16 protein-coding genes and 1 tRNA gene are annotated in these 13800 nt (G+C 40.2%); 8 read left to right on the top strand and 9 right to left on the bottom strand.

Annotated features, from left to right (window positions below; all coding sequences use genetic code 11):
* Window positions 1-96 precede the first annotated feature (96 nt).
* A complete protein-coding gene (locus tag ACSBL2_RS13675; RefSeq protein WP_442587090.1) occupies window positions 97-1038 on the top strand; it encodes an MBL fold metallo-hydrolase in 942 nt (313 codons plus the stop codon).
* 403 nt (window positions 1039-1441) lie between these two features.
* Here the strand turns inward: ACSBL2_RS13675 and ACSBL2_RS13680 are convergent, their stop codons facing one another.
* Complete coding sequence (locus ACSBL2_RS13680) at window positions 1442-2395, bottom strand: aldo/keto reductase (RefSeq protein WP_442587091.1); 954 nt, start codon at window positions 2393-2395, stop codon at window positions 1442-1444.
* A gap of 112 nt (window positions 2396-2507) precedes the next feature.
* Here ACSBL2_RS13680 and ACSBL2_RS13685 point away from each other — a divergent pair, with 112 nt between their 5' ends.
* From ACSBL2_RS13685 to ACSBL2_RS13705, 5 genes are all read left to right on the top strand, one after another.
* Window positions 2508-2867, top strand: coding sequence for a winged helix-turn-helix transcriptional regulator (locus ACSBL2_RS13685; RefSeq protein ID WP_442587092.1), 360 nt, complete (start codon window positions 2508-2510; stop codon window positions 2865-2867).
* 289 nt (window positions 2868-3156) lie between these two features.
* Window positions 3157-3513, top strand: coding sequence for a hypothetical protein (locus ACSBL2_RS13690; RefSeq protein WP_442587093.1), 357 nt, complete (start codon window positions 3157-3159; stop codon window positions 3511-3513).
* A 108-nt stretch (window positions 3514-3621) separates the two neighbouring features.
* Window positions 3622-3846, top strand: a complete 225-nt coding sequence (locus tag ACSBL2_RS13695; RefSeq protein WP_442587094.1) for a hypothetical protein — start codon at window positions 3622-3624, stop codon at window positions 3844-3846.
* Window positions 3846-4148, top strand: coding sequence for a type II toxin-antitoxin system RelE/ParE family toxin (locus ACSBL2_RS13700; protein WP_442587095.1), 303 nt, complete (start codon window positions 3846-3848; stop codon window positions 4146-4148). Before ACSBL2_RS13695 ends, ACSBL2_RS13700 begins: the two co-directional genes overlap by 1 nt.
* 11 nt (window positions 4149-4159) lie before the next feature.
* Window positions 4160-4624, top strand: coding sequence for an SRPBCC family protein (locus tag ACSBL2_RS13705; protein WP_442587096.1), 465 nt, complete (start codon window positions 4160-4162; stop codon window positions 4622-4624).
* Window positions 4625-4771: 147 nt separating this feature from the next.
* Here the strand turns inward: ACSBL2_RS13705 and ACSBL2_RS13710 are convergent.
* The 5 genes from ACSBL2_RS13710 to ACSBL2_RS13730 form a co-directional block, all read right to left on the bottom strand.
* Window positions 4772-4858: transfer RNA gene (locus tag ACSBL2_RS13710), tRNA-Ser, on the bottom strand.
* A 96-nt stretch (window positions 4859-4954) separates the two neighbouring features.
* Window positions 4955-5944 (bottom strand): YihY/virulence factor BrkB family protein, encoded by a 990-nt coding sequence (locus tag ACSBL2_RS13715; protein WP_442587097.1) that lies wholly within the window; start codon window positions 5942-5944, stop codon window positions 4955-4957.
* 97 nt (window positions 5945-6041) lie between these two features.
* Window positions 6042-6449 carry an acyl-CoA thioesterase gene (locus ACSBL2_RS13720; RefSeq protein WP_442587098.1) on the bottom strand — a complete coding sequence of 136 codons (408 nt, stop codon included), beginning with the start codon at window positions 6447-6449 and terminating at the stop codon, window positions 6042-6044.
* Window position 6450: 1 nt separating this feature from the next.
* Complete coding sequence (gene mltG / locus ACSBL2_RS13725; RefSeq protein ID WP_442587099.1) at window positions 6451-7506, bottom strand: endolytic transglycosylase MltG; 1056 nt, start codon at window positions 7504-7506, stop codon at window positions 6451-6453.
* A gap of 19 nt (window positions 7507-7525) precedes the next feature.
* A complete protein-coding gene (locus ACSBL2_RS13730) occupies window positions 7526-8299 on the bottom strand; it encodes a PASTA domain-containing protein (RefSeq protein ID WP_442587100.1) in 774 nt (257 codons plus the stop codon).
* 121 nt (window positions 8300-8420) lie between these two features.
* On the opposite strand from ACSBL2_RS13730, the gene ACSBL2_RS13735 reads away from it, so the two are divergent.
* Window positions 8421-9407 (top strand): D-alanine--D-alanine ligase, encoded by a 987-nt coding sequence (locus ACSBL2_RS13735; protein WP_442587101.1) that lies wholly within the window; start codon window positions 8421-8423, stop codon window positions 9405-9407.
* A gap of 178 nt (window positions 9408-9585) precedes the next feature.
* On the opposite strand, the gene ACSBL2_RS13740 is transcribed toward ACSBL2_RS13735, so the two are convergent.
* The 3 genes from ACSBL2_RS13740 to ACSBL2_RS13750 form a co-directional block, all read right to left on the bottom strand.
* Window positions 9586-10380 (bottom strand): DUF3575 domain-containing protein, encoded by a 795-nt coding sequence (locus ACSBL2_RS13740; RefSeq protein WP_442587102.1) that lies wholly within the window; start codon window positions 10378-10380, stop codon window positions 9586-9588.
* A gap of 297 nt (window positions 10381-10677) precedes the next feature.
* Window positions 10678-12105 (bottom strand): MATE family efflux transporter, encoded by a 1428-nt coding sequence (locus ACSBL2_RS13745; protein WP_442587103.1) that lies wholly within the window; start codon window positions 12103-12105, stop codon window positions 10678-10680.
* A 101-nt stretch (window positions 12106-12206) separates the two neighbouring features.
* Window positions 12207-12626 (bottom strand): acyl-CoA thioesterase, encoded by a 420-nt coding sequence (locus ACSBL2_RS13750; RefSeq protein WP_442587104.1) that lies wholly within the window; start codon window positions 12624-12626, stop codon window positions 12207-12209.
* A 118-nt stretch (window positions 12627-12744) separates the two neighbouring features.
* Between ACSBL2_RS13750 and ACSBL2_RS13755 the strand changes: the two genes are divergently transcribed.
* A complete protein-coding gene (locus ACSBL2_RS13755; protein WP_442587105.1) occupies window positions 12745-13620 on the top strand; it encodes a helix-turn-helix domain-containing protein in 876 nt (291 codons plus the stop codon).
* The last annotated feature ends 180 nt before the right edge of the window (window positions 13621-13800 follow it).

The following is a 13800-nucleotide window of genomic DNA, read 5'->3' on the forward strand; positions in this document are numbered from 1 at the left end:
TAGCCATATTAGTTACAAAAAGGTATCCACTATTTGAAATATCAGTTTCAAAGGTAAATAAATCAATAGTAACTTTGCGTAACTAATTGATGAAAAATGAAAAAGAACAATTTATCCGTACTGATTATCGTCTTGATCAGTCTCATTTCAGGCCGTGTTAATGCACAGCAAAGAAGTAACCAGGCTGGTTATTATCATTTGTCAATTGGAGATTTTGAGATTATAGCATTAGCTGATGGTACTGTTCCTGTAGATGCTAAGGCACTGTTAAATAATGACAATAAAATCCCTGCACTTTTAAAAAAGGAATTCCTGTCAGATACGGTAGAAACATCTATCAATACCTATTTAATCAGAGCAGAAAAAAGATTGATCCTTGTAGATGCAGGATCGGGAAATCTATTTGGTCCGCATTTTGGTGGCGCACTTATTAACAGCTTCAGAAAAGCTGGCTTCAAACCTGAAGAGGTGACCGATATACTCATTACCCATATCCATCTGGATCATACAGGTGGGCTAAGTAGCAGTGGAAAGATGATTTTTCCGAATGCTATTGTCCACATTAATCAAAAAGAGGTCGATTTTTGGAAAATACACGAAAAAGTAAATGATTCGGATACTAGGGGAATAATTAGTAACAGGCAATCTTATCTAAGCTTTAAAACTTATTTAGATGCAGGACGGGTTAGGACTTTTAGCGGTGACACCACTTTGTTCCCGGGATTAAGTGCACATGAGTATGCTGGTCATACGGCAGGGCATACTGTATATGCTCTGGATAGTAAAGGGAAAAAACTGGTATTCTGGGGAGACCTTATCCATGTGACTGCTATACAATTTTCTGATGCGGGAATTCCCAATGAATATGACTTTGACAAAGTGAAGGCTGCTGCTCAGCGTAAAAAAGCATATGCTCAGGCGGCTGATGGAGGTTATTTCATTGCTGCCGACCATATCTCTTTTCCGGGAATCGGACATGTGAGACGCGATGTTGATGGTTATATATGGATACCTGTCAACTACAGTATAGAGAAATAAAATGAGCTGGATGGGGAATGAATTTGATAATATCAAAAAACAATAAAAACAGTTTTCCTATCAGCTTTTTTAATCATTACCTGCATCAATTTACAAGCGCAGAATAAACAAATCATGGAGACAACATCCTGGAGAACACGAGTATGATGTGGGTCTGAATAAAGAAGCCTTGCAAAGAGCATTAGACTAAGCCGATTTTAGTAAAGATGCTGCAAACTTTGCTAAAACTGATGAAATGGCGCGTCCAATTGTTGAAGCTCGCTTGGAGAAAAAATAGAAATCGCAATTAAAACATACAGATAGGCTGATGTTTAATTTTTTTCAAAATAGGGGCAATTATGTACAAATTGCTCCTAAAATAGGAATGGACGCTATAGTTGTACGCTGTTTTAAAAACAGCTATTTAACCTTGAACAGTAGAAAGCAAATCATGTGGATACCCTAAAGAGATAGCACTGATTTCATCAAGACTGGTAATGTTTTCAACGCTCAAATTTATGATCGTTAATGCATCGTTTAAATGTTGAAGTGTTCGCGCGCCAATTATCGGAAAGGCTCCTTTTGACAGGACCCAGGCTAACGCTACCTGACCTGCCTGAACATTAAGGTCACCTGCAATTTGGGTCAGGAGATTAATTAGCTTTGTAGTTGTCTCATTTTCCTTTACACCTACCGCAGATTGATTTAACCGTCCGTTTTCCCCTAGTCTGTACTTTCCAGTTAATAGTCCTCCCGCCAATGGTGAGTACATCATTGTTGCCAGACCTAACTGTTTAGCCATCGGTAGAAATTCACGATCTGCCGTACGCTGCACAAGATTGTATTCGATTTGGATAGCATTTAACTTACTAAGGCCAGCAATTGCTGAGATTTTCCATGCCGGAAAATTTGCAATACCTGTGTACAAAATTTTTCCAGACGTTACTAAATCTTCCAATCCCCTTGCAATTTCATCCAATGGTGTATAGCCATCATCAAAATGTGGCATATATAAATCTATATAATCTGTGCGAAGCCGTTTTAAACTGCTTTCCACAGCCTGTCTCATTGCTTTTCTGTGATTTCCATAATTACACATTCCAGGATTGGTATCACTGCTCCGCGTGTATTTGGTACTTAAGATGAAATTACTGCGTTGGTGTTCTATAAACTTTCCAACGATTTCTTCAGATTCTCCCAATTGATATCGATCCGCGGTATCTATGAAATTACCACCAGCTTCAGCGTAGCTGGTCAGGATTTTCATGGCCTCCCCGGGAGTAGCACCATATCCACTTCTGGTTCCAAAACTGGCAGCGCCTAAAATAAGCTGGCTAGCCTTTAATCCCGTATTTGCTCCAAATAAATTATAATTCATTCTTTTTCAATTTTGATACAAAAGTAGAGCTACTTAGCTGACTGTACAATTACGGGTAAATTTATCCGTATTTAAAATTATATTCATATGACCTATCTTTGGACTTGAAATTATGGCGGAATACAAAAAAAAACTATCTGTCCCATTAGAATGCGGATTACATCTGTTTATGGTGGTTATCAATGGAAAATGGAAGATCAGTCTAATCTGGTGTATACATTCGGGCTTCAAGCGTCCAAGTGAACTGCAAAGGAAAATCCCTAATGCATCGAGGAGGGTTTTGGATACACAACTCCATCAATTGATAGGACATGGTATCATTCACAAAATTACCTATAATGAACTTCCTTTAAAGGTGGAATATGAGTTAACGCCTCTAGGTAATAAACTGATTCCTGTGATCGCAGCAACTGCTCAGTGGGGGGAAGATAATCGTGAGGAACTGGAAGGATTTATTGGTATATATGAATAGCTTCATTATTTTAAGAAATAACTCGATTTACATTACCCCTTTTTATTGTAAAATGTGTCTTTATTAGTGAATTAGCCTAATGACAAGTTGAGTTTGATTCAAACGTCGAATAACCAAATAAAAGTTCGTTTGATTCTTTTTGAATGAAGGGATACATGTAGGGGTTAGCTTTTTAACATTTATATGGATAGCTGATGCTTGTAATAAATATATAGGATATAAAACAGCCTTTAAATATAAATCAAACACATTTACATTCAATAGAGACTATGCTAAAAAAATCATAAATATGAAGCAAAAAAAACAACTATTCATTCCATTTATGATTTTGATTTTTGTGACATCATGCAATCATGATACCAAACGATTGGTATCGGGTGAACCACAAAACACCAAAAATCTTATGGGCTGTCATTTACGACCAGCTGTGATCACCATTCAAGGTGATAGTAAAGCCATAGTCTGCTTTGCACAGTCCGCAGCAGTTTTTTACATGAATTTGAGAGAGAAGGGAAGTAAACGAAGACTTGAACTATTAACAAAAGCGAAGCTGAATCACACCTTGATTTGCCTTTATCTATGGGATAATCCTGATAAAGGAAGGAAAATGATTGCAGATGTAACAACAGTAAGTTATATGAAATAGACTATATACCCATTTTAATTCAGCATGTTGATCCTAAATGCTGGTGTGACCAAAACAAATCAAACAACATTTTTCATTTCTATTTAGATTTTCAGTAAATTTACTCTTATGAACAGACAGGCAGAGAAACTTAATGTGTTACAGCAGATAATCAATTCTGATGATGTGAATCTTATCAAGGATATCAAGTCGCTAATTAATAATAGAGATATGGATTGGTTTGATGGCTTAAGTAAAAGTCAACAGAATGATGTGTCAGAAGGGTTAAATCAACTTGACAGCGGAAATTTTTTTAGTCACGAAGAGGCGAAAAAAAGGTTTGGTTATAAATAATGACAATCGTCTGGTCTCAAAAAGCTGGTGAAACTTTTCAGCGGAATATTGATTATCTTAAAGAGAATTGGACTCAGACTGAGGTTGACAAATTCATTGCCAGAGTGTTCCAATATCTCGACACTTTAGGTACTGAGCCTTTTATCGCTCGTAGGACCTATAAAACTAAAAACACCTACATTGGTGTAATTATCCCTCATATTTCTGTAGTATATCGAATAAAGCCGAAGAAAGGTTTGCTGGAATTAGTGACTTTTATCGATAACAGGCAAAGTTTGAAGAAGAATGGGCGTTTTTTTTAATACCAATAGTGATGCCTAACATATATCTGACTACATTCATTCTCGCAAAGCCTAGTGTTGTATTTGATCTTTCCAGAAATATTGATCTACATCAGGTTTCTACAAAGCATACTCATGAAACAGTTATATCCGGCAGAATGTCTGGGTTGATAGAACTTGGTGAATCTGTTACCTGGCGGGCTAAGCATTTTGGCTTTTTTCAGGAGTTGACTTCTAAGATTACGGAATTCGACCAACCCAATTCTTTTACTGATGAAATGGTATCAGGTGCATTTAAATCATTTCAACACGTTCATAAGTTCCAACTAATAAATAATGGAACGAACATGATCGATATTTTTTCTTATATATCTCCATTAGGAATTCTGGGGAAACTTGCTGATTATCTTTTTCTCAAGAAATATATGGAAGAGCTTCTAATGAATCGCAATGCGACCATCAAAGAGTATGCAGAAAATAATCAAATCACTCTTTAATTATAAGAAATAACGAAAACTTCTTAGGACTCCTCCACAAGTTTATGACTTGATCCATAAAATGTGCGGTTTTGAAGATAGTCTGCAAACAAAAAACGCCTTAAACATAAGTTTAAAGCGTTTTAGTGTATTTTGATTATACATTTGCGGAGAGTGGGGGATTCGAACCCGCGGACGCTGTTACACGTCAACAGTTTTCAAGACTGCCGCAATCGACCACTCTGCCAACTCTCCGCGACAAAAGTACGAATACCTATCGGATCCACAAATAATGTTGTTGATTTTTTAACAGTAAATTGATAACTGGTTAATGCTTAGATAGAAAAACTTTTATTTCGCCAGTTTACTGCCCTCTAAAGGCACTTTTTTGAACAAATTAAAGGGTTGTTTGATGATTTTGACACTTCTTTTTGACAGGTCAACACTCGCATTCAGCTCAAATCCCAATAAAAGTATGAAGGAATTGAGGTATAACCAGATCATAATGACGATCAGTGTACCGATAGAACCATACACTTTATTATAGGAACCGAAGTTATTGATATAAAAAGAAAAGCCCCAGATCGTCAGAAAAGCAAGTATGGTGGCCAGCCAGGAACCTGCACTGAAAAACCGCCATTTCTTGGCATTGGATGGCCCATACCGGTACAAAATGGATATCGTCACAAAATAAAGTACACCAAGCAATCCCCACCTGGATAAATCAATCACATAGGAAATGAAATTTCCCTGCAGGTTCAGGCCTTTATCAATATAATTTAACAACAGCTCACCGATGGTCATCGCCGCAATCGTTACAATCAGAGAAATCGCAATCACGAAGGTCAAAACCAGGGCGATTAAACGCTGTTTAAGCCATGTTCTCTTTTCCACGATCATAGATGACTTATTAAAAGCTCTCATGAGGTTGTGGACCCCGTTAGTGGCGAAAAAAACAGAGAGGAGGATACCAAAGGACAATAATTTACCATTCTGTATTTTGATGATCTCTTCCAGTGTTGTTTCAAAAGCCTGGAAAGCTTGTGAAGGGAGGATGAGATGAAGCAGGACCATCAGCTGGTCCTGGAAACCGATGCGTTTCGGAATAAAGGGAATCAGGGTAAATAAAAAGATGATCCCCGGAAAAATAGCGAGCATAAAGTTATAGGCCAGTGAAGAGGCCTTATTGACAAGCGAATCTTTACCGATCTCTTTAAAGAAAAATACAGCTACGGTATAAATTGGGAGCGGACTAAACCCTGGGAGTACGTAAACTTTTGTCCAGTCAATAAATAAGCTGTAGAGCCTTATTTTTAAAAGTTGTTTATGTAACCAATCCATTCATAAAATTTAATAAAACTATCGTGCACTGCTGTATGCAATGGAACAACAAGTAAATGTCACAATAGTTTCATCAAATATAAATTTCTAAAACAATTTATGTAAAATATTGTGTGATCCTGTCCATGAAATATTGAGGGGGATGACAGGGTCTTTTCTTTTCCATATCAAAAAATACCAGCGTAGTACTGCCCAGGTTAATCAGCTCTTCCTTCTCATTAAATAATTCATAGCTGAACACAATACGGACACCAGGAAGATCTTTCACTGTTGTCTTTATCGTAATCTCCTGATCATAATACGCCGGTTTGATAAACTTGCTGTTCATTTCCAGCAGCGGCATCATCACACCATAAGCTTCCATAGAACCATAAGTCATATCCAGGCTCCGTAACATCTCTACCCGTCCCACTTCATAATACTGGGCGTAGTTTCCGTTGTAAACGTATCCCATCTGGTCTGTCTCGCTGTATCTAACTCTGATCTTGGTGCTATGTGTATACATGTTATCTGAATATATTTCGCTTGTTTAATGCAGCCCTGTACTTGTTGGCATTGATTTCGTGCTGCGCTTTTGTTTCGGCAAATGCATGGTATCCTGAAAAATCTTCCTTCGCACACATGTAGATGTAGTTGTTCACATTTCTGTTCAATACGGCATCAATAGCACTAATGCTCGGCATCATAATGGGGCCCGGAGGCAACCCTGCATATTTATAAGTATTGTATTTGGAATCGACCCGCAATAAAGCATTCGTCACCCTTTTTACCGTAAAATCATCATTGGCAAAGATTACTGTAGGGTCAGCCTGCAGCAGGATACCGCGGTTTAAGCGGTTCAGGTATAAGCCGGCGATAATAGGCATTTCTTTATCGTAAATGGCTTCGCCATCCACAATAGAAGCGAGTATCACCACCTGTTGCGGAGACAAATTCAATGCGGCCGCTTTTTGTTTACGTTCAGCCGTCCAGAATTTATCAAATTCCTTCTGCATCCTTTCGAAAAATTCAATAGGACTGGTGTTCCAGTACATCTCATAGGTATTCGGAATGTACATGGTATAGCTGTTTTCTGTGGTAAAACCATATTTTTCTACCAGTGCTGCAGAGTCAATCACTTTTAGGAAGGATAGGGAATCGGCCTCCAGGCTCCTGGAAAGATAGGCCGCAAAGTTTTCCTTTTTCCTGATGTTCTGGAATTTGATTTTTACCGGCTCCTGGTTTCCCGATTTGATCAGGTTAATCAGTGTCCGGTTGTTCATTCCTTTCTTCAGGCGGTAACGTCCTGGCTTAAGCTTCAATGCCAGGTCCATCTTGCCCGCCGCCTCACTGAAGGTTCCGATATCTGTCAGCAGGTCCTTGCTTTTGATCTCTTTGTAAACATCGTCCAAATGGGCGCCGGTTTTGATATACAGGTATTTTTCATTGCCGGTAATATTGGCAGCGAAATATACCTGATAAAGCTTCAGGCCATAAAATCCACCAATTGCGAGTATGACTAAAATGGCTATTAGAATAATTTTTGCAGCCGGTCTAGTGGTTTTGGTATTTTCAGTAGTCATATCAGGTAATTGGTCTGTTTTAGTTTGTTGTTTTGTTTGAAAGTGTAATGTTTACCGGTGTACCTATTTTTACAGTGGCCACACTGTCTGATAACACCGGACTCTGTGCTACTATAACGGCATTTGCTGTGTCTGTGATATTTCCCTCATAGGTTATTATTCCCAGTTTAAGGTTCGATCCTCTCAGGGAGAAGGCCGCTTCGTCTTTGGTGAAGCCCAATAAGTTTGGAATTTCTACTTCTTCATTGCCTCCGCCATCGCCCAGCAGCAGGTCAATACGTGATCCCTTAGGTATAATGTCACCTGCTTTGATGGCCTGGCCAGCAAAAGAGATATCCAGTACGACATCCCTGCTCACATCCGCTTTGTAAACCGTATCGCCCACTTTCAAGCCATAGCTGCTAATAATAGATTGCGCTTCTATGAAGGACTTGAATTGGATGTCGGGGAATTTTACGGTAGGGACCTGTGCCCTGTTCACCGTCAGGTATATGGTTCTGTTGTCTTTAACAAATGTTTCAGCTTCAGGATCCTGGTCAATTACAGTTCCGGGTGGCATGTCCATAATATAGGCAGAATCTACTTCATAACGTAATCCCAGCTCTTCCAGTTTGGCTACTGCCTGGTTGAATGAAAGACCTTTTACGGCTGGCACATTGAGTCCCTGACCATGTTTCGTATAGTACCTTAAACTAAAGAAGGCAATGATTAATAACACGATTACAGTGGTAATGGCAGCAAGAAGGTTGTTTCTGAAGGACTTAGTTTTTAAATAGGATATGAATTTAGCCATTTTTGTTTTTTATGGTAAAGTATTTGGTTCAAATTTAGATTAAAAAAATATTTTATCGGAATTTAAATGTTATCTGAATGAACTATTTGATATTTTTGGAACATATTATATACAAATCCTGATGAAGAAAACTATAGCATTATTAACAGGTGGAACCACAGGTGAGTGGGTGATATCTGTAAAAAGTGCAGCGACAATAGCGCATAACCTTGATACTGATAAGTTTGAGGTTTACAAAATAATGCTTACCCAGCAAGGCTGGTTTTATGAGCCCGCAGATTCCGTAAAAATTGAAATCGACAGAAATGATTTTTCCCTGACTTTAAAAGGCCATAAGATCACCTTCGATGGTGTGTTTATAGCCATCCATGGGTCGCCGGGTGAAGATGGAAAGCTTCAGGGCTACTTTGATATGCTTGGCTTGCCTTATACCACCTGTGATGCGCTGACTTCAGCAATTACGATGAACAAGGGCTATACCAAGTCGATTGTTCAGGATATTCCCGGATTAAACGTGGCCAAATCAGCTCAGATTTTTAAGAAGACGCCTTATCAACTGTCGGATATTAAACAGTCACTGCAACTTCCATATTTCGTGAAGCCCAATAATGGAGGCAGCAGTATTGGAATGAGCAAAGTGAAGAACCAGTATGACCTGCAGTCGGCGATTGATAAGGCATTTAAGGAAGATGCCCAGATCCTGATCGAAGAGTTTATTGAAGGAAGGGAATTCACGGTGGGTGTGGTTAAACTGGATGGGAAAATCACTGTCCTGCCTGCCACTGAAGTGGAGACTGCAAAGGAGTTTTTTGACTTCGAAGCGAAATATACCCCTGGGGTTGCCGTGGAAACTACCCCCGCGCCTTTAAGAGCGGAAACACGCAAACGCGTAGAAGAAATTGCTACGGCAGTATATATAAAGTTGAATTGCAGGGGGGTGGTCCGTATTGATTTTATCCTTACAGGCGATGAAGCTGATTTTTATTTTATCGAGATCAATACCATACCGGGACAGACCGCTACCAGTTTTATTCCCCAGCAGGTTGCTGCTGCAGGATTGAAACTAAATGACTTTTATACCAAGCTGATCAAAGAAACGATCAGTTAAGCAGATGTTTAGCTTTTTATTCTTTGCTGTTGCGCTGGGTTTGGTTGTATTCAGCTGAACTTATGGAAATGGTACCTGATACAAGTTTATAACAATGGGGCTGTTCGGCAGCCCCATTGTATTTGGCAACTGACAGCGCAATTTTTCCTGCTTTCTGAACTCAGTTTTTTCCTGTTTTTTAAAAGCGGAACCCTACATTGATTCCTGCACGTACACCTGCCCAGGGACCATCAATATCTGCTTTCACCCCATCTGCTGTTACGGTATATTTCGTGTCCACCAGCGGAATATCTCCCAGGTCATCCAGTTGCTGCCTCAAGGCAGTCTGTTCCTGTTCGTTGAGGGCCTTATTTCCTTTAAGGCTTCCTGAGGCTGTTCCATAATTAGGGCCTAAGATCCACCAATCGAGATAGACCACCTTGCTCAATTTCCATTGGGCACCAAATAGTATTCCTCCGGTAAAGGTATTGATGCTGCCGGCCATGGGAAGCGTATCATGGATGGTGTTTTCGTCCGGAGGAAGAGTATAGGAATATTCAAAAGGTAAATCTACCTGATACTTCGCAAAGCGCATAAATGGCGCTACATAGAATCCCTGAAATACGCCTTTGCCAAAATAATAGCGGAATTCCGGCGTAATTGCATAGTTGGAGGACTGGTAGTCCTTCACATGGTCCCAGGTCTCCTGATCGTCTACCAGGTCTTCAATTTTACCTTTTAATGGGGGACCTGATCTGGGCATAAAACTAAAGCCCAATGCAAGGGCTGTTTTCTTACCTATGGCGCGTTCGTATTGAAATACATAGGTCTTGAGGAATACGGAAGTCACACTCGCCTTAATCAGGTTTTGTGGTCCTGTACTTAAATCGCTGTTTACACTGCTGGTATCCCTTTGGGCGTAAAGGGACTGACTCTGTAGAGAAAAAAGAAGAGAGATCACAGCGCATAGTCTGAAAGTTGTGGAATTTTTCATAGGGAAGTGGATTTTTAGGTAGAAACATGATCAAGAGCTTCATTAATTCTGAATAGCTGAACAAAACTCAAATACTATACCACCGTTAGGAGATATGAATTATTCATCTCATTCAATTCCAAAAAGATTACCCTTGGTACAATAAATGAATTGAATAAAACTGAACAGTTAAGCACCCGCTGCATCCAATAGGGATTATTGCCCATATTATGGGCATGTTGACGGAGAACAGCTTTCACTCCACCATAGCGCAGCTTATTTTTAGGCGTTAACCCAAAGAAGGAGTGAAAAAACAGGTTACACCTTTATTGTTTTCCATTTTCCCTTTTTGAATAAGAGATACCCGGCTATAGCAATGCCGGTTTCAGCAACAGGTATAGCGATAAATACCCCTCTGGGGCCTAAATTAAAGTATTTGGAAAGGAGGTAAGCCAGGGGAATCTGAAAGAGCCAGAATCCAAAAAAGTTGACCCAACTGGGCGTTGAAGTGTCACCCGCACCATTAAAGGCATTGATCATGACCATCCCTATCCCGTAAAAGATAAAGCCGGAAGCCATAATATTTAATGCTTCGGCGGCATATTGCCTGATTTGCTGGTCTTCCGTAAAAAAGGAAATAAACACATGTCCGGCGAGAAAGATGATCACCATTGCCGTAGCCATATAGATCATAATGTACTTTGCCGTCATGTATACCGAATCTTCTGCACGCCTGATATCTTTGGCCCCCAGGTTTTGGCCGACAAGTGTAGCTGCTGCATTACTTAAGCCCATGGCAGGTAACATAAAGAACATCATTAGTCTTAAGGCAGTTTGATATCCTGCTGATCCATGGTCTCCACCCGTTGTTGCAACCAGTTGGGCAAGAAAAATCCAGCTGCAGGAGGCGATGATAAACTGGAAGATTGCCGGTGTGGCGATCTTGATCAACGCCATCATTTGCTCATACTGCGGTTGGAAATAGGAAAGTTTAACCTTGATAATCCCCTTGCCATTGACCAAATGATAGACCTGATAGAGGACACCGATTCCTCTTCCTATAGTGGTAGCCATAGCCGCACCGGTTAATCCAAATGCCGGAATGGGGCCAAGCCCGTTAATGAGAAGGGGACAAAGTATGATATTCGCAATGTTCGCTATCCACAGGCTTTTCATCGCTATGGCAGCATTTCCTGCTCCCCGGAAAATTCCGTTGATCAGGAAAAGCAGCATGATGACCAGACTGCCTCCCATCATTATCTTGATAAATGGGGTACCCAGTACGGCTGTTTCTTCCGAAGCACCCATGAGTTTCAGGATCTCTGTTGCATAAATAAATGCCGCAATACTGATGAAGGTGTTAAAGATAACAGCAAGCACTATAGCCTGCATACCCGCCTTTGAAGCGGCTACCGGATCTTTTTCACCAACCCGACGCGCCACAACAGCCGTAGCAGCCATGCTCATTCCCACAGCGATGGAATAGATAATGGTCAGCACAGATTCTGTCAGTCCCACCGTCTGTATAGCCTCACTGCCATGTTCAAGGTGCCCCACAAAATACAGGTCTACCAAAGCAAACACCGATTCCATGATCATTTCCAGCATCATGGGAATAGCCAGCAGCAATACCGCCCTGCGCATACTTCCCTGGGTGAAATCCATTTCTTTTCCCTGGAGGGACTGTTTCAGCAATGCGAAGATTCTGCCAAAGTTATTTTCTGAAGGTTGGGGCGCTGTTGTCATTTATTTTTTTCGTCAAAGGGTAGATACTTGTGAGGTCAGGAAGAATATCAACACCTATCAGGGACTAATGGTCAATCTGATCATAATATAATTAGCTTATTTTAAATGCTGTAAGCATTGATCATTTCATCACTTACTTTACATCCTTTACCTGTTGCAATATCAATTAATACGTAATCAAACCAGCCATCGGATGCTATTTTTTTTGTTCTTATATTCTCTATTTCGAACTGAACCCTGCATCCCTTTTCATTGATGCTGAGAATACCAGTGCGTACTTTAATGACATCCCCTAAAATTAAAGGTCTTTTGAAATCTACATATGCCGTCCGCACCACCCAGCCAAAACCGCTATTCAGGAAACTCTCCATCGGCATTTTGTAGAACTGCTCCATCTGGTCGTAACGCGCTGCCAGTACATAGTCAAAATATTTACTGTTATGTACGTGGTTGAACATATCGATATCATCCGGTCTCACCTTTAACTCACTCTCAAATATGCTGTATTCAGTTTTTTCCATTGTACAAAAGTAAAGTTTGCTGCTTGCATAATGAAATAAGAATTGGGTTATCCTGACCTGTTGAACCGGAGCTTTAGCAATGGTTTGTATATTTGTTTATAAATTTTTAATAGCGGCGATGGGTAAAGTCAATACAATCAAGTTTTCGCAACAGCAGAAAACCTACAAGTTATCTACTGAGGAGCGTGGGTTCTTTTATATTATTGCCGGACAAAACAGGCCCTATTATACTGAACCTTACCGTACGGAAACTTTTGGAATTGCCTTAGTGGAGAAAGGAAGTATCAATTTGCAGGCGGGACTGAATAAACATACCGTTACGGCACCTGCCATTATCTCTATGGGGCCTTCTGTGATCAGGAACTTCGAAAAGAGCAATGATGAATCGCTGATGCATATTATTTTCTTTACCAGGGAGTATCTCCTCCAGGACCAGACGAATGTTTTTCTGCTGCATCAGTATGATTTTTTCGAAAACAATGCGAAGCATGTAATTGCCCTGGATACTCCACAAAGGGATGTATTTAGGCGTATTTTCAGTCTCATAGCCGATGTGACGGCGAGGAAGCATACCTATGAAGCCTCTATTGTAAGGAGTTATATCCTGGTGCTGATCAATGAGATTGAAGTATTGGTTGAAGATGGTAAGGATCTGGAAAACCAGTCGGAGAATATGAGCCCCCTGTTTCTTAAGTTTAAATCGCTGCTGGCAGAGAAGTATCTGGAGGAACGCTCCGTAGCTTTTTATGCCGAAAGGCTTCATACAACACCAAAGTACTTATCTGCCCTGGTGAAAAAACAAACCGGACGCACGGCGGGAATGCTGATCAATGAATCTGTGGTCTTGGAAGCAAAAGTATTGTTGCAGAATCACCGGTTTTCAATAGGACAGGTTAGTCAGCACCTTAACTTTTCTGATCAGTCTGTGTTTGGAAAATATTTTAAGATCAGCACCGGTCTTTCCCCTCAGGAGTACCGCAAGAGTTTAAGCTAGCCTCATGGTGTAGGTACCGCTGCAGCGGATCAATATCAGTTGAAGAGTGTATTTGACTAATAATACAGATATTTTACCCTTTATCGGCCTCTTTCGTTTGCTGACCTTTGTGGCAGTTAAGAATAATGATGACGTTGACAAAAATTACAATTAGACCTGATCGGTTTTTTATGATCAGGG

It is taken from the genome of Pedobacter sp. AW31-3R (assembly GCF_052180285.1).
Lineage (GTDB): Bacteria > Bacteroidota > Bacteroidia > Sphingobacteriales > Sphingobacteriaceae > Pedobacter.